Below are 23,479 nucleotides of genomic sequence, written 5' to 3'. Positions count from 1 at the left end.
AAGAAATGTTGAATTTATCTCAACAAAATTGTTTTTTTTACTTCCTGTTTGATTAAAATGAGGTGTTAATGATGTCTTCTTCTTTTTGAAGGTTCAAATTTTTTGCTTGCACCACCTAAGCTGTTAAATTTCCAAGTAAATGATAACATTGCATATTGGTTTAAAACAGTACTAGATGAATCTTGAATATAATCTTCAGAAGCTATTCTTCGCGCATTTGTATTTTGGTTTAAAAGATCATATATCCTTAAACTAATTGCACCTTGGTCTTTTAATATAGCATAACGTAATGAAGTATTCCAAAACCAAGCACTTTTTTGAAAACCATCGGCAATATTAGGATTGTAATTATATTTTATATCATTTCTCCATTCAAATTTCTTCGGAAGAAAAGTGGCTGTTCTAATCGTTATATCATGACTTATAAGATTTCTATTTTCAAATTGGTCAATGTCATAAATAGTATTACTAAAAGAGACTGAATATTGTGGTCTAATTTGTAAGACGTCATCCCAATTAAAATCAAAACCAATTCTAGGAGTAAAAGCTGTTTTTTTACTTGAATATTGAACACCATTATTAAAGTTGATGTTTTTATCATAATTACCAAAAAGAGTAAATTCTGTTTTTAAACTACCAAAGTCTTCCCATTTTTTTGATGAACTGTAACTTCCACCAACTCTAAAGTTAAAGAAGCCATCTACATTTGCATAAGTCGTTTCTCTAATTAAAGTATTTGTATCAATAATAGTTTTAGATACTACTCTGTCATTTGTAAAAGAGAAGTTTGCAAATGACCAAAAACCGGTTCTTTTTTGCCAATTAAAATCAGAACCACCAAAACGAAAGTTGTGGGTTTTAGAAGGTGTTAAAGTAGGGTTTCCTGTAACAATGTTAAGAGGGTTAGATTCATCTCTAAAGGGTTGTAATTGATTTAAACTTGGTGTGCTGTTTCTAAAGTTATATCGCATTCTATAGCTACTACTTTTGCTTTTTCTAAATCGTACTCTAAATCCGTATTCTAAATTATTAAAATCTCTTTCAAGGTTTGTTTCTGGTCTTAAAAAATCTTTATTTTCTAAAGTTCTGTTAACGTATGCAATTTCAGCAGAAGCAGACCATTTATCATTTCTAAACTCAAGTTCTGCACTTGGTCTTTTTGTTTTGTTTAAATACTCGAAATCTGTACTTAATAAGGTGCTAAAATTTGTGTAATCGTTTGTAGTTGTATTAAAATCGAATGTGTTGCGTACTGTTTTCGTCTTTGTATTTCCATATTCATAAGCAATATCAAAAAATAATTTATGAGCCAAAAGTGGTAAACGATATGTAATTTCACTACCAATTTGTTCTCTGTCAGAACTACCATCTGAATATTGATCTCTTATAATTTGATCTGGATCTGTGCCATAAATATTAGTTTCAGATTTTACAAAATCGTCTGTTTCACTCTGTCTAAAATTAGCGGTAATTTCTGCTCTTATAAACGCACCTCTATTCCCGATTTTTTTAGAAATATTGATTTCATTATCAAATTGGTTTTTCTTAGAATCTGCAATAGAATTTGTTTTAGAATCATTTGTAAGCGACTCATCATTGTTTAAACTTTCTGAAGCACTATTATAAGTATTTCTGTTTACATTTCTATTAAAGTCAGTTTCTATATCAATTCTAAAAGTACTGTCTATTTCCATTTCAAAATCTACACTTGCATCATGGCTATCACTTTCGTTAAATGAGCTGCTTTTAGAATTTCTAAAAAAACTATCTCCGTCAGATAAAAAGGTTTCTCTATTGCTAGTAGATGTATTGTCTGATTCACTGTTTTTGTAGAAATAATCTCCAGAAAACTCAAATATTTTTTTAAATGTATTAATATAATTGATCCCGTAATTGTTAGAAGTAACAATTCCTTGTCCACCGCCAAAACTTCTATTGTTTCCGCCAAACTGTACTCTTTGGTTTCCAAAACTAAAACCTGGTGAATTCACATTGTTTCCTCCAGCAAGCAAACCAATTCTTTCATTTTGTTTAAAACGAGTCGCTAAACCAGCATATTCATATCTATCATCAGTTCCTTTTCCTGCAGCTACTTTACCAAAATATCCTTTATTGTTTTCTTTTTTAATCGTTAAGTTAATCGTTTTATTTTCTCCATCAGAATCTTCACCAGCAAAAGCTTGCGCATTCGTTTTAGTGTCTAAAATTTGTACTTTTTCAATAATATCTTTTGTTAAATTTCTTGTTGTAATTGTAGGGTCATTTCCAAAAAAAGGTTTTCCGTTTACTAAAATTTTATTTACGGGTTTTCCATTTACGGTAATAGCACCTTCAGCATCAACTTCTAATCCAGGTAACTTTTTAAGTAAATCTTCAACATTTGCATCTGCTTTTGTTTTAAAAGATTTTACATTAAATTCTACGGTATCTTTTTTAATGGTTATTGGTGCAGAAGATCGAATTACAATAGCGTCTAATCTGTTTGCCGTTTTTAAATATAAGGAGCCAATATTTTGATTTTTTACTGTTATAATTTTAGAATAAGGTTTAAAGCCGATAAAAGAAACAATTAGTTTTGTTTTAGAATCAGAAGTACTAGCAGCAATTTCAAAATTCCCTTTTGCATCAGTAATCGTATATGCTACAATACTACTATCTTTTAATCTTTCTAAATGTACAGTAGCAGATTCTAGTATTTCTTTATCATCAGACGCTTTAATGTTTCCTGTGATAATAACATCTTTTGATTGAGAATATATAAAGGAGGTTAAAAAAAAACTAATTAGAATTAAAATTTTTTTCATTTGATTTTTTGGGAGTTAATTTTTTTATAAAAAATTAGGACTAATGTAGGTTACAAAGGTTTAATTTTAAAACACAAAAAACCGACCTTTTAACAAAACTTTAAGACAACTAGGTGCATCGGTTTTTTAAAAACTTCAAAAAATTATTAAATGTATTTTTGTGATGAAACAAAAGAACATTAATTTAAATGAATTTATCTAAAGAATTTTGGGAAAACAAGTATAAAACAAACAAGATTGGTTGGGATTTAGGTGAAGCTTCTCCACCTTTAAAATCTTATTTTGATCAATTAACAAATAAAGACTTAAAAATATTAATTCCTGGAGGAGGAAATTCTTACGAAGCAGAGTATCTTTTTAACAAAGGTTTTAAAAATATTTATGTTGTAGATATTTGTCATAATCCACTAGATAATTTAAAAGCTAGAGTTTCAAGTTTTCCAGAAAAACAATTAATTCATGCTAATTTTTTTGATTTAAATGATAGTTTTGATTTGGTGATAGAACAAACTTTTTTCTGTGCAATAGATCCTCATTTAAGAGTAAAATATGCATTGAAAATGAAGGATTTGCTAAATGATGAAGGTAAATTGGTTGGTTTACTTTTTGATGCAAAACTAAATGAAGATCATCCCCCTTTTGGTGGAAATAAAGAAGAATATCTCTCTTATTTTGAGCCTTATTTTTCTATGAATATTATAGAAAAGTGTTATAATTCTTATCAGAATAGACAAGAAATGGAGCTGTTTGTAAAACTGATGAAAAAATAAAAAAGGAAGCTGTCTAAAATTTTAACTTGTCATTTCGACTTTATGGAGAAATCTAAACTACTGAAATTTAATTCACTAGATTTTTCGACTCCATTACATTTCGCTCAAAATGACAAAATTTATTATTATTTAGAAAACTTCCTTTTTTCTATTAGAACTTATATTGTAAAAAAGCAGAGAAATTACGACCAGGTTCTGTAACAGGCGTTCTTCCAAAGTTTGCTTGGTTTGTAAATGAAAAGTTTAAATGACTGTTGTAGCCTTTATCAAAAACATTTAAAACTGCTAAACCTAAAGTTACATTTTTAAGAGGTTTTCCTCCAAAACGTAGATCTAAGGTTTGGTATCCATCAGTTTCTGTTTCTCCAAAACTTTCAGAAATATTATCTTGTTTAGAAACTAAATTATACTGTGCATTTGCCCAAATATTTTCCTTTTCAAAACCAAAAGTAAGTTTGGTTGTAAAAGGAGGTGTTAAAGGTAAAGATTCACCTAAATCTTCATTCTTTGTATACACGTAAGAAAACTCAGTTTTAAAATTATAATTTTCTAAAAAGTTTAACTGAGCTTTTGCTTCAAAACCAGTTTTGTAAGCATCATCTAAATTTTGAAAAACTTTTGGATTTACTGGGTCTGAAGTTGGGTTAAATTTTCTTGTTAACGTATTATCTACAATACCAACTATGTAGTTTTCGAAAGCAGCATAGTAAACTGATGTTTCAAACTGAAAACTATCAAAACCGTTTTCTAATTCTTCTAAACCTTTAATTCCAATTTCAAATTGGTTATTTACTTCTGCTTTTAAATCTGGATTTCCAATATATTCATACGGATCTTGACCTATTGTAAAATGATTAATAAATCTTTCAATCATATTTGCAGTTCTTGTTCCACGTCCGTAAGCTGCTTCTAAAGTATAGTTTTCAAAAAGTACTTTTTTAATTGAAATTGTTCCGCTAAAAGTATGTTCTGTTCTTTTGTCTAAATCATACATTGCAGCAAAATCTGCTTCTGGATCTTTTATTTCTGAAGTAACATTATCGTAACGAATTCCTGCTGTAAGAATTGTTTTTGGCGCTAAATTGTATTTAGCTTCTGTAAAAAAACCAAGGTCTGTTATTTGTGAATCTTGCCAAACTTTGTCGTTAAAAGTAACAGGAGTTGCTAATGTGTTTCCGTTCATTATTTTTACAATTCTAGTTCTTCCTCCATCTCTTGCAATGTTCATTAAATCTATTCCAGAAAATATATCTAAATTTTTACTTGGTTGCCAATTCATTTCAAATTTCCCACCAATTGTTGTTGCTTCAACTGCAGATGCTGCTTCCATCATCATAAAAGTAGGTCTGTTATCATTTGTCATTAAATGATCTACATAACTGTGATATCCTTTTACAGAAATAGATTTTATAACTTCTCCAATATTCTCAATTTTATAATCTACAGAAAGTATGCTACTGTTGTCATATTCTGTATCCATAGGTAAAGCAGCATGTAAAACATCGCGTCCAAAAGATTGTCTCCAATCAATTTTTAAGCGCTGATTTTTAGTAAAATTATATCCAACTTTTATTCCGTAATCAGAACTTTTAAATGAAGAAGGAATTTCAGTTCCAAATCCGTCTGTATAGTTTCCAAAATTTCTATAACCAGCATTGGCAACAATATCAAATTTTTCATTGATGTATTGCAGTTCAGCCAAATTTACTAATGAGTTTCCATTACTTTCAAACCCGCCAGAAACTTTTCCATGAAAACCATAATCTTCATAATCTGGTTTTTGAGTAACTAAATTTATAATTCCGCCAAAAGTTGCTCCATATCTAACCGTATAAGGTCCTTTAATAATTTCTATTTTAGAAACTTCTTCTGGAATGATGTGTGTGGTAACAGGATCCATTCTGTTAGGGCAAGCATGCATTGCTTTTGTACCACCATCATATTGAATATTTAATTGCTCATATTGAGCACCTCTAAAAGACGGATCTATAGCATAGTTTCCTCTTTTAATTACAGAAAAACCATTAATGTTGTTAAATAAATCAGCAACATTTTTAGGTTGTACAATTTTCTTAGCGTATTTGTTTGATGATGAACTAAAAACTGGATCCTTTTTTAATTTACCTGTTACGATTACTTCATCAAGTTTTACTGTTTTTTGTTTAATACTATCTTTTTTAGTCTCTTTTGTATTTTGACTATAAGATGTAGCAGAAATTAGCGCGCATAAAAGCACACTATAAAATATTTTCATTTTTAATTGTTTTAATTTTTAAGTATTTATTGTTTTATAGAAATTCTATAAAATGAAAAAAACAATTATGCGTTTGGTGGATGAAAACAAGTTTCTAATAATTTAAAACTATAAAGATTTAAATAATAAAAATTAGACTTTTTTTGAAGAGTCTTAGAACTTAAATGAAGTGTAGAAACCTTTTGATTATATAATAAAATATCTTTGAAATCAATTAGTTGAATTGGTTGATTCTTTTCTTCATTATTAGTTTTGGTAATCTTTTTTAAATGACATTTACCATTACAGGCCAACTCTGGTTTGTCTTTGTTTTCACATAAAGCTTCAATAAAACCAATGGTATCAACATTATAATATATATACGTAATAGACACTCTTAAACTATTATATAGTATAAGAAAGCTAAATAATATTGAGAAAATGAATTTCCAATTCTTCACAAGTGCAAAAATAATAACTACAATGTTTTAACCCTATTTTATTTGATAAAAATAATATAGTCTGCTTTTTGTTGTAAAAATTTTTGAAACCCACAGTATTATAGGAAATAGCTATCATAACATCAAAATTTGATATGGCTTAAGTGACTAATGTTACAATGATGTAAAGGGATTAAGATTAATTTTATGCTATAAAAATATAAACTATAATATTATGAATGCAATAGAAACAACACAAGAAAAACAAGAGGTATTTGCAATGCCAAGAATTGGTGATAAAGCTCCTCAATTTACAGCGGTAACTACACAAGGAGAAATTAATTTTCCATCAGATTATAAAGGAAAATGGTCTATATTATTTAGCCATCCAGCAGATTTTACACCAGTTTGTACATCAGAATTTATGACATTTGCACATTTAGAAGAAAAATTCGAAAAAGCAAATTGTAGTCTAATAGGTTTATCTATTGATGGTTTATATAGCCATATTGCATGGTTAAGAACTATTAAGGATAAAATTGAATTTAATGGAATGAAAGACATAGAAGTTAAGTTTCCTTTAATCGAAGATATTTCTATGGATGTTGCAAAAAAATACGGAATGATTCAGCCAGGAGAAAGTAAAACACAAGCAGTTAGAGCTGTTTTTTTTGTAGATCCTAATGAAACTGTAAGAGCAATTATTTATTATCCATTAAGTTTAGGTCGTAATTTTGATGAATTATACAGAGCTTTAATTGCAATGCAAACTTCAGATAAATTTAATGTGGCAACTCCAGCAGATTGGTATCCTGGAGATGATGTTATTGTATCTCCAGCAGGATCTTGTGGTGTTGCAGAAGAAAGAATGACATCGACTGAAGAATTAGATTGTAAAGACTGGTTTTTCTGTACTAAAAAATTAGATAAAGATTTAGTATTAAATGAAATTCTAAAAAAATAAATCCAAAATATTAATTTATAAAAGAGTCTCTAAATTGAGACTCTTTTTTATAATACAAATTATCAACTATTAGATTGAGATTTGTATTTTTATAGTTTAAAAACAGAATATGGAAGACATGCTCTTTTACGATAGATTGCAATTTGCATTTACTATCACTTTTCACTATATATTTCCACAGTTAACAATGGGGTTGTCATTAATGATAGTCTATTTTAAATGGAAATATTTAAGAAACAATATTGAAAAATATAATAATGCAGCAAAGTTTTTTATGAAAATTTTTGCTGTAAACTTTACAATGGGAGTTGTAACAGGAATTCCTATGGAATTTCAATTTGGAACAAATTGGGCAAGATTTTCTGAATTAACAGGAGGAATCATTGGTCAAACATTAGCAATGGAAGGCATGTTTTCTTTCTTTTTAGAATCATCCTTTTTAGCCTTATTTATTTTTGGTGAAAAGTTAATGGGACAAAAACTACACTTCTTAACAGGGTTTTTAGTGTTTTTAGGTTCTTGGGCAAGTGGTTGGTTTATTTTAGCTACAAATGCTTGGATGCAACATCCAGTTGGATACGAAATTTTAGATAATGGTAAATTTGTTTTAGAAAATTTTTCAGCATTGTTTAGTAATCCTTGGTTGTTACCTGCTTTTTTACATAATCAATTTGCTTCTGTTGTAACTTCTGCTTTTGTAGTAGCAAGTATAGGTGCATTTTATGTTTTAAGAAATAAACAGGTAGAATATGGAAAACTTTTTTTAAAAACAGGTGTAATTTTTGGATTGGTTTCTAGTTTGTTAGTTGCTTTTCCAACAGGAGATTGGAATGCAAAGAATGTAGCAAAATTTCAACCAGCAGCTTTTGCAGCTATGGAGGGAATCTTTGAAACAGAACATGCAGGAGCAGAAATTGTTTTAATAGGACAACCAAATATGGTTGAAAAAAAGCTAGACAATAAAATTGCGGTACCTAATATATTAAGCTTTTTGACCTATCAAGATTGGAATAAACAAATTCCAGGAATGGATCAATTTAAAAAAGAAGAATTGCCAGATAATATACCTGCGCTATATTATTCTTATCATATAATGGTAGGTTTGGGTACTATATTTATTGGAGTTATGGCATTGGCGTTTTTCTTTTTATGGAGAAAAAAATTATTCAATTTAAAACCATTATTATGGATAATTATGTTTTTAGTTCCATTTCCTTACATCGCAAATCTTACGGGTTGGTATGTTGCAGAATTAGGGAGACAACCTTATTTGGTGTATGGTTTATTAAAAACTAGCGATGGAATTTCTCCAACAGTTTCATCAGGAAACACATTGTTTACTTTGCTTGGTTTTGTGGCTTTATATATGCTTTTAGGGTTATTATTTTTAGTATTAGTTGGTAAAACTATTAACGAGGGTCCAAAACCTAAAACACATTAAATTATGGAAATATTTTGGTTTATTTTAATAGCAGTTGTTTTAGCTATATTTTTTGTACTAGATGGTTATGATTTTGGAGCAGGAATCATTCATTTATTTTTTGCAAAAAAAGAAAAAGACAAAGAAGTAATTACAAAATCTGCAGGTTTATTTTGGGATTCTAATGAAGTTTGGTTAGTAGCTGCAGGAGGAATGCTTTTTATGGCATTTCCTACTTTTTATGCCTCTGTTTTTAGTGGTTTTTATCTGCCATTAATAATTGTTTTATGGTTAATAATTTTTAGAGCTATTGGCTTAGAATTTAGAGGTCAGTTTAAATATAAAATGTGGAAAGACATTTGGGATGCATCTTTTGGAGTTTCTAGTTTATTGTTAGCATTATTTTTTGGTATTGCTTTGGGTAATATTGTGAGAGGTGTAAATTTAGGTGGAGTAGAAAATGGAGTTTCGGCTTATGAAGGTCATTACTTTTTCTTACCACTTTGGGATAGCAGTTTTAGCCCATTAAGTGAAACACCAGGAATCATAGATTGGTTTACAATAGTTATAGGATTAATATCTGTAGTTACGTTAGCAATTCATGGCGCAAATTGGATTATTTTAAAAACAAATTCATCAATTAACTATAAACTGAAAAGTGTTATTTTTAAGTTGAATATTGTATTAGCTTTACTAACTCTGTTTTCTATAATTCTGTGGCAAGTTGTAAACCCAGATTCTTTAGATAATTTTATAGATAAACCTTATTTATTAGTGTTTCCTGTAATTTATTTTTCTGGATTAGTTGGGTTGTTTTTTATCAAAAAAATCAAAAAAGATATTCATGGTTTTTTATTGTCTACTTTATTAATTTTAGGAGGTATTACTTCTTCATTAGCATCAATTTTTCCTGTTATTTTACCATCAATACATAATGTACATGAGCCTTTAACAATTTACAATACTTCTACAACAGAGTATGGATTGTCGGTTGCTTCAATTTGGGCAGTTATTGGTGTTATTCTGATAATAATTTATGCCATTATTCAAAAAAGATTATTAGCAGGTAAGATTGATAAAATGGATTATGGTCATTAATTTAAAAAACCATTATGTCTGAAACTTTAATTTCTCTAATTAGTATTTTTATAGGTATTATTGGAGCTGTTAGTACAGGTTTATTTTTCAAAAAATATTCTTTTGGAGTTGTAGGAAATACTATTGCTGGTGTTTTTGGAAGTATATTTTTAATTAAACTATTTGGAAGACTAGGCTTTAATCCTTGGTACATTATGCAAAACGAAACATTTAATGGTTTGTTATTTAGTGTTAATTGTATCGTATCTTTTTTAGGAGGAGCTTTTGGGTTGATGTTTATGAGGTTTATTTACAGTAAGTTAAATAGAATAAATTAAAAAAATAATCAAACATGTTTTGTGTTTGATTATTTTTTGTAAATTTGTTAACCACTTGGTTAAACTATTTAGTTAAAAATGAAAAATAAAAAAACGAAAACACAGAAAGTTTAATTTTAGAAGCTGCAAAACGCATTTTTCAGGCAAAAGGAATGGATGGAGCACGTATGCAAGAAATTGCAAATGAAGCTGGTATAAATAAAGCAATGTTACACTATTATTATAGAAGTAAACAATTGCTTTTTGAAGCCGTTTTTAAAAATGCATTTTCATTATTAGCACCCCAGTTAAATACTATTTTAAATGATGATTCTTCTATAGAAGATAAGGTTAGAAATTTTTGTTCAAATTACATTTCGTTTATCATAAAACATCCCTATTTACCTAATTTTATCATTCAAGAGCTAAATAGAAATCCAGATTTTCTTTTAAAAATGAAAAATAATCCAGGTTTTCCAACCACAGAGAAATTTAAAAAGCAAGTTGCTTTAGAAATTGATAAAGGAATCATAAAACCTATAAATGGAGAACAACTATTTATCAATATAATGGCTTTAAATGTATTTCCTTTTGTTGCAAAACCATTAATTCAAACTTTAATTGGAGTAGAGGATGAAGAGTTTGAGAAGATAGTGGAAGAACGTAAAACATCAGCAGCTGATTTTATAATAAATTCAATAAAAATATAAGATGAAAAAAAAGCTATTCATTTTAATCTTAACAATAAGTTTTACAGCGTTTTCTCAACAAAAAATAACACTTAATGAGTGCTATACTTTGGTAGAAACGAATTATCCTTTAGTAAAAAAGCATCAACTTTTAGAGCAACAAAGTGCGCTAGAAAATGGGATAATTTCAAATTCAAAATTACCACAAATCAATTTTGATGCACAAGCAACTTATCAATCAGATGTAGTAACAATTCCTATTGCAAATGCTAATATTAAACCATTAAATAAAGATCAATATCGTGCAACATTTTCTGTAAATCAATTAATTTATAATGGAGGTTTAACAGATGCTAATTTAAAAATGAAATTGGCACAGTTAAAAACGAAAAAGAAACAAGTTGATGCAAATATTTATCAATTAAAGTCTCAAATTAATCAACTATATTTTTCAATTTTATTAACGCAAGAAACGTACAAGTTATTAGAAGCAAAAAAAGTACAATTACAATCTAAATTAAAGGAAGTAAAATCGGGTATAAAACACGGAGTTTTATTGCCTGCTTCAGACAGTGTTTTAGAAGCTGAATTGTTAAAAATAGAACAACAATTTATAGAAGTAAAAAGTGGAAAATCATCTTTATTAGAGACCTTATCAACTTTAATTGGTTTGTCATTAGAAAGTGATACTAATTTCGAAAAACCTTTAGTAGAAACTCATCTTCAAACAAAAATTATGAGACCTGAACTAGAACTTTTTCAGTTGCAAAAAGAAGAAGTTAAAAACCAGGAAGCAATTATTTCTTTGCAAAATTCACCAAAGTTAAATGGTTTTGCAACTGGTGGTTATGGAAACCCAGGTTTAAATATGTTAGATAATTCTTTTCAAACATTTTATACTATTGGTGTTAAGTTTCATTGGAATGTTTTTGATTGGAATACCAACAAAAAACAAAAACAAACAGTAGCAATACATAAAGAAATTATTGAAGCAGAAAAGGCCGTTTTTAAATTGAAAACGAACATAGAATTAGATAAACAGAAAAAGGAGATTAAAAAAATTGCTGACTTTATAAATTCTGATATTGAAATTATAAAACTTCGAAAAAAAGTTTTAAAAACTTTAGAGTCTCAACTTAAAAACGGAGTGATAACGTCATCAATTTACATTACAGAATTTACTAATTTATTTGAAGCACAAAATACTTTGTTAAAACATAAAATTCAAGTGCAATTAGCAAAAGCAAACTACAATACTATAAAAGGACAATAAATAATTAAAAATGAAACACAATTATATATTAGGAATAAGCATTATGGTTTTTGGCTTGTTATCTTGTGGAAAAGATAATGGAAAAGCAGATGGTTATGGGAATTTTGAAGCGACAGAAATAACCATTTCTGCAGAAAATAACGGAAAATTAATTCAGTTTTCTGTTGATGAAGGAGATCTTCTTAAAAAAGATCAATTTGTTGGTTTTATAGATACAATTCAATTGGCTTTAAAAAAAGAACAAATGGCAGTTTCTAAAGCAGTTATTAGTTCTAAATCTAAGGGAGTTTTATCACAGATTTCTGTGTTAAAATCAAGATTAAAAACGGCTAAAATCAATAAAAATAGAGTAGAAAATTTAATTAAAGAAAATGCTGGCACACAAAAACAATTAGATGATGTTTCTGGACAAATAGATATTATTAAAAGTCAAATTAGAAGTGTAGAAATACAGAATGCTCCAGTTGTTAACGAGCTTAAATCTATTGATGTACAATTGAAACAAATAGATGATCAAATTCAGAAAAGTAAAATTATAAATCCTGTAAACGGAACCGTTTTAACCAAATATACTGAGATAAATGAAATTACTTCTTTTGGAAGACCTTTATATAAAATTGCAGATTTAAGCACTATGGAATTGCGAGTATATATTAGTGAAACACAATTATCAGGAATTAAAATTGGCCAGAAAGTAACAGTTAAAATTGATGCTTCTGAAGAAATGAAATCTTTTGATGGTGAAGTAAGTTGGATTGCTTCTGAAGCAGAATTTACACCAAAAATTATACAAACAAAAGAAGAACGTGTTGCTTTGGTATATGCTGTAAAAGTTGCTATTGTAAATGATGGAAGTTTAAAAATTGGGATGCCAGCAGAAATGTGGTTAACAGAAGAATAAATGAGCATTAAAATAGCCAACATATCAAAATTTTATAAAAAAGTAAAAGCTTTAGAAAATATTTCTTTTGAAGTTAAACCTGGTGAGTTATTTGGTTTAATTGGTCCTGATGGAGCAGGTAAAACAACATTGTTTAGAATTTTGACGACACTTTTAATTCCTAACGAAGGAATTGCAAGTGTTGTTGGTTTTGATGTAGTTAAAGATTATAAAAGTATAAGAAATAGTGTTGGTTATATGCCAGGGAGATTTTCTTTATATCAAGATTTAACAGTAGAAGAGAACTTAGATTTTTTTGCAACTATTTTTGGGACAACTGTTGAAGAAAATTACGATTTAATAAAAGATATTTATGTTCAAATAGAACCTTTTAAAAATCGTAGAGCAGGGAAATTGTCTGGTGGAATGAAGCAAAAACTGGCTTTATGTTGTGCCTTAATTCACAAGCCAAAAGTGTTGTTTTTAGACGAGCCAACAACAGGAGTTGACCCAGTTTCTAGAAAAGAATTTTGGGAAATGTTAAAACGTTTACAGCAAAAAGATATTACAATTTTGGTTTCTACACCTTATATGGATGAGGCTGCTTTGTGTGATAGAATTGCATTAATTCAAGATGGGAAAATTTTAGAAATTGATACACCAAAAGCAATTGTAAAGCATTATCCAAAGCCAATTTATAATGTTTCTGCAAATAACATGTATCTATTAATAAATTGTTTAAACGAGTTTGAATCGAATCACAGTGTGTATCCTTTTGGTGAGTTTGTGCACTATACAGATAGCAGATCAGATTTTAATCCAACGGAGTTGGAAACATATTTAGAATCTAAAAATTTATTGAATATTAAAATAGAAAAAACAGTCGCAACGATTGAAGATACCTTTATGGAATTAGCAAAATAATGGAAAAAAATAAAGTAATACAGGTAGAGGGATTAACTAAAAATTTTGGTGATTTTACAGCTGTAAATGCAATTACATTTGATGTTAAAAAGGGAGAAATATTTGGTTTTTTAGGAGCAAATGGAGCAGGGAAAACAACAGCAATGAAAATGTTAATTGGTATTTCTAATCCAAGTTCTGGTAAAGCAAATGTTGCAGGTTTTGACGTACAAACAGAAGCAGAAGAAATTAAAAAGAATATTGGTTATATGAGTCAAAAATTTGCTTTGTATGACGATTTAACCGTGAAAGAAAATATTACTTTTTTTGGTGGAATTTACGGTTTGTCAAGAAAAAAAATAAAAGAAAAATCTACTCTTTTAATTGAAGAACTTGGTCTTGAAAAAGTTGCAAATTCTTTGGTAGGATCATTGCCATTAGGATGGAAACAAAAAATCTCGTTTTCAGTTTCTTTAATTCACGATCCTAAAATTGTTTTTTTAGATGAACCAACAGGTGGTGTGGATCCAATTACAAGACGTCAGTTTTGGGAATTAATTTACAAAGCAGCTCACCAAGGAACAACCGTTTTTGTAACTACACATTATATGGATGAAGCAGAATATTGCGATCGCGTTTCTATAATGGTAAATGGTAAAATTGAAGCTTTAGACACACCAAAAAAATTAAAAGAACAGTTTAATGCAGAAGATATGAATGATGTTTTTTTAAAATTGGCCAGAGGATGAAACGATTTATAGGTTTTATAAAAAAAGAATTCTACCATATTTTTAGAGATAGACGCTCATTGTTTATTCTTTTTGGAATGCCAATTGCACAAATTTTGTTGTTTGGTTTTGCAATTACAAATGAAATTAATAATGTTGATATTGCAATTTTAGATCATTCTAAAGATGCAACGACTAAAGAGATTATCAATAAAATTTCAGCATCAAAATACTTTAGTATTAATCAATTTATTGAAAAAGAAAAAGATATTGAAATTGTTTTTAAAAAAGGAAAAGTAAAAGCTGTTTTAAATTTCGAAAAAGATTTCAGTAAGAATCTTATCAAAGAAAATAATGCCAACATACAGGTAATTACAGATGCTACAGACCCAAATACAGCAAATACTATTAGTAATTATGTAAATGCCATACTTCAAAATTATTTAAAAGAACAGAATAAAGGTGTCGTTCAAGCTTATAAAATTATTCCACAAACTCATATGGTTTATAACCCAGAATTAAAAAGTGTATACATGTTTGTACCTGGTGTTATGACAATTATTTTAATGTTAGTTTCTGCAATGATGACTTCCATTTCTATCACAAAAGAAAAGGAATTAGGAACTATGGAAATTTTATTAGTTTCACCTTTAAAACCTTTTCAGGTAATTATTGGTAAAGTATTCCCTTATATTTTTCTGTCTATAATTAATGCAATAATTATAATTGTGTTGAGCATTTTCATTTTTAAAATGCCAGTTCAAGGAAGCTTAATTTTATTAGGGTTAGAAAGTATTTTATTTATTATAACAGCTTTGGCGTTAGGTATTTTAATTTCAACAATTTCAGCAACACAACAAACAGCAATGATGATTTCTTTAATGGGATTAATGTTGCCTGTAATTTTACTTTCAGGATTTATTTTTCCAATAACAAGCATGCCTCTTCCTCTGCAAGTAATCAGTAATATTATTCCTGCAAAATGGTTTATCATCATTATTAAAGGAATTATGTTAAAAGGAGTTGGATTGGAATTTATTTGGAAAGAAACCTTAATTTTATTAGGAATGACAGTGTTTTTTATTGGGTTAAGTGTGAAGAAATATAAAATAAGATTAGAGTAATATGAACACTATTTTATTTATTATTCAGAAAGAATTCAAGCAAATATTTAGAAATAAAGGAATGTTGCCTATCATTTTTGTGATGCCTTTAATTCAGTTGATTATTTTATCTAACGCAGCAACTTTTGATGTTAAAAATATAAAATTTGGCTATGTAAATCATGATCATACTTCAACATCTAGGGCATTAATAGAAAAATTTAATGCTTCTACTTATTTTAATGTTTTAACAAATTTTCCTTCAGAAAAATTAGCAAGTCAAGCAATGTTAAATGGAGAAGTTGATGTTGTTTTAGAAATTCCATCTTATTTTGAAAGAGATTTTCAAAAAGAGAAAAGGTCAGCTTTAGGAGTTACTATTAATGCAATTGATGGTGCAGCAGCAGGTATAGAGAATGTGTACGTTACACAAATAATTCAAAGTTTTAATAAAGATTTAAAAGTTAATGTTTCTCAATATGGTCAAAAGCAAAATCAACCGATACAAATTACTACAATTCCATCTTTTTGGTACAACAAAACTCTAAATTATAAAACTTTTATGGTTCCAGGTATTTTGGTTTTGTTAGTAACTATGATTACACTTTTTCTTTCTGGGATGAATATTGTTAGAGAAAAAGAAATTGGAACACTGGAGCAAATAAATGTAACGCCAATTAAGAAAAGTCAATTTATAATTGGGAAATTATTTCCGTTTTTAGTTTTAGGATTAGCCATTTTAAGTGTTGGCCTATTGATTGCAAAACTCGTTTTTAATGTGCCAATGGTTGGTAGTTTACTGCTAATGTATTTTTATACTTCAATTTATATATTGGTAGTTCTGGGCATTGGTTTATTCATTTCAAACTATACAGATACACAACAACAAGCTATGTTTATTGCATGGTTTTTTATGGTGATTTTTATTCTAATGAGTGGTTTATTTACACCAATTGAAAGTATGCCAAAATGGGCACAAACAATAACTGATTTTAATCCGATTAAATATTTTGTTGAGGTATTGCGTATGGTAATGCTAAAAGGTTCTGGTTTTGTAGATATACTTCCTCAACTTCTAAAAACACTAGTGTTTGCAATAATTATGAATGGTTTAGCGGTTTGGAGTTATAAAAAAACAAATTGATGTAGCTCTGTAACAAAAGTTACTGTTTCTAATTATTATTACTTGTAACTTTATTTGTTAAGGAATAAGTTATGAAGAAAATATATGTAGTATTAGCTGTCTTTTTATTAGCAGCTGTAAATTCATTTTCACAAGACCAATTTACAGTTGAAATAGAACCTTTAATTATTGAAAATGCACCAAATATTCATTCTTTCTCTTGGGGAAAAACCACCGATGGAAAATGGATAATTATTGGAGGAAGAATTGATGGATTACATCAAAGACAACCTTTTGCATCTTTTCTTGAAAATGATAATAATAAAAATATTTTTGTTGTAGATCCAATTAATAATAAAACTTGGAGTACTTCTATTAGTGTTTTACAAACGTCAATTTTCGAACAATTACAATCTACTAATCAAGAGTTTTATCAAAAAGAAAATACACTTTACATTATTGGTGGTTATGGTTTTAGTACAACAGAAAATGATCATGTTACGTACGATAAATTAACTGCTGTTGATGTTGATGGTTTATCTAATTCCGTAATTAACGGAACAACTATAACTCCTTTTTTTAGACAAATTTCAAATACAAATTTGGCAGTTACTGGTGGGCATTTAGGTTGGTTAGATGATGTGTTTTATTTGTGTGGCGGACAGTATTTTGAAGGTCAATATAATCCTATGGGGCCAAGTAATGGACCTGGTTTTATTCAGGAATATACAGATGAAATTAGAACTTTTAAAATTAATGATGATGGTACAAACCTTTCAATTGTAAATTATTTAGCACAAAATGACACTGATAATTTACATAGAAGAGATTATAATATGGCACCACAAATTTTTCCTGATGGAACAAAAGGGTTTACCATGTTTAGTGGTGTTTTTCAACATACAGCCAATATTCCTTGGTTAAACACAGTAGATGTTACTGCTTCTGGTTATACTGTAAACAATACATTTAATCAATATTTAAGTCAATATCACAGTGCTAAAATTCCAATTTATGATACTGATAATAATACGATGCATACCTTGTTTTTTGGAGGAATGAGCCAATATAAACTTGATGAAAATGATAATCTAATACAAGATGATGAAGTACCATTTGTAAAAACCATAAGTAAAGTTTCTAGGTTTAGTGATGGTTCTATGATAGAAAGTAGTTTAGATATAGAAATGCCAACACTTTTAGGTACTGGAGCAGAGTTTATTCCAATAAATAAGAATTCAAATTACCTAACTGATGAAATTGTAGACATTAATAATTTGCAAGTTGGTAAAACATTAGTAGGTTATATTTTTGGTGGTATTGAAAGTACCCAAGAAAATATTTTCTTTATAAATGATGGTACACAAAGTAGTGCAAGTAGTTTAGCTTTTAAGGTGTTTATTAATAAAACAACATTAAGCACAGATGAAGTAGAGTTAACTAAAAGTAATATTTATAATCTAAAAATATATCCAAATCCATCAAAAGATATTTTTTCAATTGATGTGTTTATCCCAAATACAGAATCAAGTATTTTGGAAGTTTTTAACATTTTAGGAGTAAAAGTAAAATCGATAAAAATTAATAATACTATTGGTTTAAAAACAATCCCTTTAGATCTATCAAAAATGGCTTCTGGGGAGTATATTTTAGTATTTAATAATAATTCTAATATTATAGAGAAAAAAATAATTAAACTTTAATTATTTTTAATATAACAAAAGTTACTGTGAGTTAATATTTAAAAAGTAATATTAATGGGTTAATTATAAGTTATTCAACAAGTTACTTTAAATGATCTAAGTCATTTTAGTTTGTAATTTCTTAAAGTAATTTTGTTAGCATCAAATCAATCAAAATGTCTAAAATTGTCATTTTAGGAGCAGGAATTTCTGGTCACGTTGCTGCTTCTCATTTAAGAAGAAAGTTGTCTAAAGATCATGAAGTTGTTGTCGTTTCTCCAAATAGTAATTATCAATGGATTCCTTCTAATATTTGGGTTGGAATTGGTAGAATGAAATCTGAAAGCATCTACTTTCCACTAGCTCCTTTATATAAAAAGAAAGGTATTGGTTATAAACAAGCAAAAGCAATTTCGTTTTTTCCTGAAGGAGATATAGAAGAAGAAAAACCCTATATTTTAGCAGAATATGTGGTTGGAGAAAACAAAGGGAAACAAGAAAAAGTAACCTACGATTATTTAATAAATGCTACAGGACCAAAACTTAATTTTAAAGCTACTGAAGGTTTAATTCCAGGGAAAAACAAAGCTTTTTCTGTTTGTACTTACACACATGCAGATCATGCATGGGCAGCCTTAGATTCCTTAATTAAAGAAATGAAAAAAGGTAAGAAGGTGAAGATTCTTATTGGTACAGGTCATGGAAAATCTACCTGTCAAGGAGCCGCTTTTGAATATATTTTAAATGTAGAACAAGAATTACGCAGGCACAATGTACGTGATATGGCAGAAATCACTTGGATAGCAAATGAGCATAAATTAGGTGATTTTGGAATGGATGGAATGCTTCTAAGTTATGGGAGTTTAACAATGAAATCTAGTGAGTTGGTAGAAATTATTTTTGAAGACAGAGATATTAAATGGATACTTGGAGCTGGAGTTAACAAAATTGAAGATGGCGTAGCATATTATGAAAACCTTGAAGGTGATTATAAAACAGAAACGTATGATTTTGCAATGTTAATTCCTTCATTTTCTGGTCATGGTTTTAAAGCTTATGATAAAAATGAAAAAGAAATTACAGAGAAACTTTTTAAAGGTTTTATGATTGTTGATGCAGATTATACTGAAAAACCATATGAAGAATGGTCGGTTAAAGATTGGCCAGAAACGTATCAAAACCCAAGTTATAAAAATATTTTTGCACCAGGAATTGCATTTGCACCTCCACATGCAATTTCTAAACCTAGAAAAAGTAAAAACGGAACCATTATTTCACCTGCACCACCAAGAACAGGAATGCCTTCTGGTATTACTGCAAAATTAGTGGCAGATAATATTATAGATTCTATAAAAAATGGAAAAGAATCACTAAACCATAAAGGTTCTATGGGAAATATGGGAGCAGCTTGTATTGCTTCTGCGGGTTATGGATTAGCATCAGGAAGTGGAGTTAGTATAACAACATTTCCAATTGTTCCAGATTATGAGAAATATCCAAATACTCAAGGTAGACAATTAGGAAAAACCTTTGGAGATATAGGTTTAGCAGGTCATTGGCTTAAACTCGCCTTGCATTATGCTTTTATTTATAAAGCGAAGATGAAACCGTTTTGGTGGTTGATTCCTGAATAAGAATCAAAGTATAAATCTAAACGCTGAAAGATTTATCTATAAAAAAAGCAAAATATTATGACACAAAGAATATCAAAATATCAAAAATTTAAAATGAAGAATCCAATCATTCAGTTTTTCAAATTCATTTATTTAAGTATAAAAATAATGGTTGTTGTAGCTGGAGGACATGGGGGAACTAGAAAGTAAGCTGATGTGGTTATCAGTTTTTATTTGCTTCAAACCTAGTTTTACCACAAAACAAATCAGAGTTAATTATTGATGATATTTTAGTTAAAGAAGATTTAGAAACAAATTTCTATTAGATCTTTGGCGTTATTTATATGTTTTTAAAGTTGTTCTATTTGTAATAGCTAAATAATTACCACTCTTTATTTTAAAAACAATCCTTTTTGATGTATCAAAAATGGCTTCTGGTGAGTATATTTTAATTTTTAAAAACAATTCAATTATTATAGAGAAAAAAATAAAACTATAATTATTCTTAATGTAACATTAGTTACAGTATAGTTTTTTTATTGGTAGTACCTTTATTTAAAATATAGATAGAGACCTTTATTTAAAAGAGGCTCTAGATAATTTAACTGATGTGGTTGTCAGTTTTGGTTGGTTAAAGATATTGGTGGTTCAATATCTTAAAAAAAAAGAGAGCTTTATGCTCTCTTTTTTTGTTTTACTAAGTAACATTTAGGTTTATATTATTTCTTTTTAATTCCATAAATGTTAGAGAATAAAAACACTTTACTCTAGATTATAATAAAAAATAGTATTTTAATTTCTTTTGCCTGATTTAGGTCATTGTAACTTTTCTTTTTAAGACATACTTTTAATAGTAATTTGAGTATTTGCTTTTGTAATTATATACCCATTATTAATATCTTTTTATTTAATCTAAAAAAGAACCTTTGATAAAAGGTAGGAGTTCCCCAAGTAACATTAGTTACAAATAGACATTTATTCTCATCATACTTTTGTACCAGATAATTAAAGAATAAATGAAAAATAGAATATACATAACTATACTTTTCTTGATTGGAAGCACATTGTTTTTTCAAGCACAAGAAATAAAATCGATTTCAAAAAATGAGGTTTTAACAAAAGTTGAAGAAAATAATACAACTATTAAGATTTCTAAAAAGGAATTTAATGCTGCAAAAGCAGATTATAATCAAACAAATGCAGTGTTTTTACCAAACATTACAGCGAGTCATACAGGTATTTCAACTACAAACCCTTTAATGGCATTTGGTTCTAAATTAAATCAAGAAATTTTAACTCAGAATGATTTTAATCCTGCATTATTAAATGACCCAACAACTACTAGAAATTTTGCGACGAAAGTAGAAATTCAGCAACCTTTAATAAATTTAGACGGCTTTTTTCAAAGAAAAGCAGCCAAATCTAAAATGGAAGCAATGTCTTTAAAAACTGAACGTACTCAAGATTATTTAGTTTTTGAAGTTGAAAAAGCATACATGCAACTTCAATTAGCATATAAAGCAGTTACTGTATTAGAAAAAGCGTTAGAAGCTGCAAATGCAAATAAACAAATGGCCGATAATAGTTTTAAACAAGGCTTTTTACAACGTGCAGATGTTTTAAATGTTGAAATACGAGTTATTGAAGTTAAAAATCAGTTACAGACAGCAAAAAGTAATGTGCAAAACGCCTCAAATTATTTGTCTTTTTTAATGAATGATGAAAGTGATGTGGTTTATAAGCCAACAGAAAGTTTAATTGTAGCTAGTTTTAATACAGATGATAAAATTATTTCTGAAAACAGGTCAGATATTAAAGCTATGCATTTAGCTTCTAAAGCATATGAAGCAATGAATAAAGCTGATAAAATGGCTTTTTTACCTCGTTTAAATGCTTTTGGTAGTTATGAAATGTATGATAATAAAGTGTTTCAAGGTAATGCAAATGGATATTTAATTGGTGCTCAATTAAGCTGGGATATTTTTAAAGGTTCTAAACGTTTTGGAAAAGCACAAAAAAGTAAAGCAGAATTTGAAAAATCTAAGTTAGAATACAATCAGTATGTATCTAAAAGCAATTTAGAATTAAACAAAGTAAAACGTCAATTAGTAGATGCTAAAAATAGATTAGAATTAACAAGTTTAGCTGTTCAACAATCTGAAGAATCTTTAAGAATTAGAAAAAATAGATTTAAAGAAGGTTTAGAAAAAACATCAGATTTATTAATAGCAGAAACTCAATTTGCACAAAAGCAATTAGAATATTATCAAACAATTTTCGAATACAATTTTACACAAACTTATTTAGAATTTTTAACCAAAGAATAGAAAGAGTTGGCAGTAAGCTGTCACAGTTTTCAGTAAAAATAAAACCAATAAAAATGAAAAAATATATCAACATAATTACACTAATCGCTTTATCATTATTTATAGTGAGTTGTGGTAGCGAAGAAAAAAAAGCAGCAATAGATACTACACCTGCAATTAAAATTACCATTAGTAAAGTTGCAGTAAATAACAATAGTCAGTTTTTGTCTGTAAGTGGTAAAATACAAGCAGCAAATAGTACAGATTTAAGTACTAGAATGATGGGTTACGTAAAAAAAGTACACGTAAATGTTGGCGATAAAGTAAGAAAAGGTCAGTTGTTAGTTTCTATTAATAATACTGATTTACAAGCCAAAAAAGGGCAGGTAAATGCAGGAGTTATTAAGGCGAAAGCTGCTTTTAAAAATGCAGAAAAGAATTACAATCGTTTTAAAAATTTATTTGCAAGTAACAGTGTTACTCAAAAAGAAATGGATGACATGACTGCAAATTACGAAATGGCAAAAGCAGGTTTAGAATCTGCAAATCAAATGAAAAAAGAGATTAATGCTCAGTTTACCTATTCTAATATTACTGCTCCATTTAGTGGAGTAATTACCAGTAAAAATGTAGAAAATGGAGATATGGCAAACCCAGGAATGCCATTAATTAGTTTAGAAACAGCTAAAGATTTTGAAGTGATTGCAATGGTGCCAGAATCTGAAATTTCTCAGATTAAAAAAGGAGCAACAGTTAATGTTCTTGTAAAATCGATACATAAAACGATTAAAGGAAAAGTTAGTGAAGTAAGTACTTCTGCAAAAAATACTGGAGGACAATATTTAGTAAAAATTGTTTTAGAAAAAACAGATGTTCATATTTTATCTGGTATGTTTTCTACGGTTCAGTTTCCTGTAGAAAGAAAAGTAAAATCTGAGTTGGTTTTAATTCCTACAAAAGCAGTAGTTAAAAACGGACAATTATCTGGAGTTTATACGGTAAGTGAAAGTAATACAGCAATGTTGCGTTGGTTACGCTTAGGTAGAACTTACGGAAATGAAGTTGAAGTTTTATCTGGTTTAAATGCAGATGAATCTTATATAGTTTCTGCTGAAGGAAAATTATTTAACGGAGCAAAAATTACAATTCAATAA

General features: G+C 28.4%; 20 protein-coding genes. 17 read left to right on the top strand and 3 right to left on the bottom strand.

All coding sequences use genetic code 11. The features are described from left to right. Positions 1 to 65 precede the first annotated feature (65 nt). On the bottom strand, positions 66 to 2,804 hold the full coding sequence (locus tag PHEL85_RS09470) for an outer membrane beta-barrel protein (protein ID WP_036824418.1): 2,739 nt from the start codon (positions 2,802 to 2,804) through the stop codon (positions 66 to 68). Between the two features lie 188 nt (positions 2,805 to 2,992). Here PHEL85_RS09470 and PHEL85_RS09465 point away from each other — a divergent pair, with 188 nt between their 5' ends. Next, the gene (locus PHEL85_RS09465; RefSeq protein WP_036824416.1) at positions 2,993 to 3,574 is read left to right on the top strand and encodes a methyltransferase domain-containing protein; all 582 of its coding nucleotides are present in this window, start codon (positions 2,993 to 2,995) and stop codon (positions 3,572 to 3,574) included. Positions 3,575 to 3,725: 151 nt separating this feature from the next. On the opposite strand, the gene PHEL85_RS09460 is transcribed toward PHEL85_RS09465, so the two are convergent. Both PHEL85_RS09460 and PHEL85_RS09455 read right to left on the bottom strand, forming a co-directional pair. Then, on the bottom strand, positions 3,726 to 5,828 hold the full coding sequence (locus PHEL85_RS09460) for a TonB-dependent receptor domain-containing protein (RefSeq protein WP_052108518.1): 2,103 nt from the start codon (positions 5,826 to 5,828) through the stop codon (positions 3,726 to 3,728). A 65-nt stretch (positions 5,829 to 5,893) separates the two neighbouring features. Further along, positions 5,894 to 6,202 (bottom strand): hypothetical protein, encoded by a 309-nt coding sequence (locus PHEL85_RS09455; protein WP_036824410.1) that lies wholly within the window; start codon positions 6,200 to 6,202, stop codon positions 5,894 to 5,896. A gap of 280 nt (positions 6,203 to 6,482) precedes the next feature. On the opposite strand from PHEL85_RS09455, the gene PHEL85_RS09450 reads away from it, so the two are divergent. The 16 genes from PHEL85_RS09450 to PHEL85_RS09380 all read left to right on the top strand — a co-directional run bounded on the left by PHEL85_RS09450 (position 6,483) and on the right by PHEL85_RS09380 (position 23,479). Then, on the top strand, positions 6,483 to 7,211 hold the full coding sequence (locus tag PHEL85_RS09450; protein ID WP_036824407.1) for a peroxiredoxin: 729 nt from the start codon (positions 6,483 to 6,485) through the stop codon (positions 7,209 to 7,211). 109 nt (positions 7,212 to 7,320) lie between these two features. Next, positions 7,321 to 8,652 carry a cytochrome ubiquinol oxidase subunit I gene (locus tag PHEL85_RS09445; protein WP_036824404.1) on the top strand — a complete coding sequence of 444 codons (1,332 nt, stop codon included), beginning with the start codon at positions 7,321 to 7,323 and terminating at the stop codon, positions 8,650 to 8,652. A 3-nt stretch (positions 8,653 to 8,655) separates the two neighbouring features. Next, positions 8,656 to 9,729, top strand: coding sequence for a cytochrome d ubiquinol oxidase subunit II (cydB, locus tag PHEL85_RS09440; RefSeq protein WP_036824401.1), 1,074 nt, complete (start codon positions 8,656 to 8,658; stop codon positions 9,727 to 9,729). Between the two features lie 14 nt (positions 9,730 to 9,743). Then, positions 9,744 to 10,046: a hypothetical protein gene (locus tag PHEL85_RS09435; RefSeq protein WP_036824398.1), complete on the top strand. Its 303-nt coding sequence runs from the start codon at positions 9,744 to 9,746 to the stop codon at positions 10,044 to 10,046. Between the two features lie 113 nt (positions 10,047 to 10,159). Beyond that, positions 10,160 to 10,735: a TetR/AcrR family transcriptional regulator gene (locus PHEL85_RS09430; protein ID WP_052108517.1), complete on the top strand. Its 576-nt coding sequence runs from the start codon at positions 10,160 to 10,162 to the stop codon at positions 10,733 to 10,735. Between the two features lies 1 nt (position 10,736). Continuing rightward, positions 10,737 to 11,987, top strand: coding sequence for a TolC family protein (locus PHEL85_RS09425; protein ID WP_036824395.1), 1,251 nt, complete (start codon positions 10,737 to 10,739; stop codon positions 11,985 to 11,987). Positions 11,988 to 11,997: 10 nt separating this feature from the next. Next, positions 11,998 to 12,888, top strand: coding sequence for an HlyD family secretion protein (locus PHEL85_RS09420; RefSeq protein ID WP_036824392.1), 891 nt, complete (start codon positions 11,998 to 12,000; stop codon positions 12,886 to 12,888). Further along, positions 12,889 to 13,791 (top strand): ABC transporter ATP-binding protein, encoded by a 903-nt coding sequence (locus tag PHEL85_RS09415; protein WP_036824390.1) that lies wholly within the window; start codon positions 12,889 to 12,891, stop codon positions 13,789 to 13,791. Next, positions 13,791 to 14,519 carry an ABC transporter ATP-binding protein gene (locus PHEL85_RS09410; protein WP_081965107.1) on the top strand — a complete coding sequence of 243 codons (729 nt, stop codon included), beginning with the start codon at positions 13,791 to 13,793 and terminating at the stop codon, positions 14,517 to 14,519. The genes PHEL85_RS09415 and PHEL85_RS09410 overlap by 1 nt, the downstream gene beginning before the upstream one ends. After that, positions 14,516 to 15,622 carry an ABC transporter permease gene (locus PHEL85_RS09405; RefSeq protein ID WP_036824386.1) on the top strand — a complete coding sequence of 369 codons (1,107 nt, stop codon included), beginning with the start codon at positions 14,516 to 14,518 and terminating at the stop codon, positions 15,620 to 15,622. The genes PHEL85_RS09410 and PHEL85_RS09405 overlap by 4 nt, the downstream gene beginning before the upstream one ends. 1 nt (position 15,623) lies before the next feature. Then, positions 15,624 to 16,745 carry an ABC transporter permease gene (locus PHEL85_RS09400; RefSeq protein WP_036824384.1) on the top strand — a complete coding sequence of 374 codons (1,122 nt, stop codon included), beginning with the start codon at positions 15,624 to 15,626 and terminating at the stop codon, positions 16,743 to 16,745. 71 nt (positions 16,746 to 16,816) lie between these two features. After that, entirely contained in the window at positions 16,817 to 18,427 is a 1,611-nt protein-coding gene (locus PHEL85_RS09395; RefSeq protein WP_036824382.1) for a T9SS type A sorting domain-containing protein, read from the top strand. A 155-nt stretch (positions 18,428 to 18,582) separates the two neighbouring features. Further along, on the top strand, positions 18,583 to 20,040 hold the full coding sequence (locus PHEL85_RS09390) for an NAD(P)/FAD-dependent oxidoreductase (RefSeq protein WP_036824381.1): 1,458 nt from the start codon (positions 18,583 to 18,585) through the stop codon (positions 20,038 to 20,040). Positions 20,041 to 20,097: 57 nt separating this feature from the next. Beyond that, the gene (locus PHEL85_RS18205) at positions 20,098 to 20,229 is read left to right on the top strand and encodes a hypothetical protein (RefSeq protein ID WP_262501556.1); all 132 of its coding nucleotides are present in this window, start codon (positions 20,098 to 20,100) and stop codon (positions 20,227 to 20,229) included. Positions 20,230 to 21,035: 806 nt separating this feature from the next. Then, positions 21,036 to 22,346 (top strand): TolC family protein, encoded by a 1,311-nt coding sequence (locus PHEL85_RS09385; RefSeq protein WP_036824378.1) that lies wholly within the window; start codon positions 21,036 to 21,038, stop codon positions 22,344 to 22,346. Between the two features lie 53 nt (positions 22,347 to 22,399). Continuing rightward, entirely contained in the window at positions 22,400 to 23,479 is a 1,080-nt protein-coding gene (locus PHEL85_RS09380; RefSeq protein WP_036824376.1) for an efflux RND transporter periplasmic adaptor subunit, read from the top strand.

This window comes from Polaribacter sp. Hel1_85, assembly GCF_000766795.1.
GTDB lineage: Bacteria > Bacteroidota > Bacteroidia > Flavobacteriales > Flavobacteriaceae > Polaribacter.
Note: the sequence above shows the minus strand (reverse complement) of the source record. Positions and strands in the feature narration are given on the sequence as shown.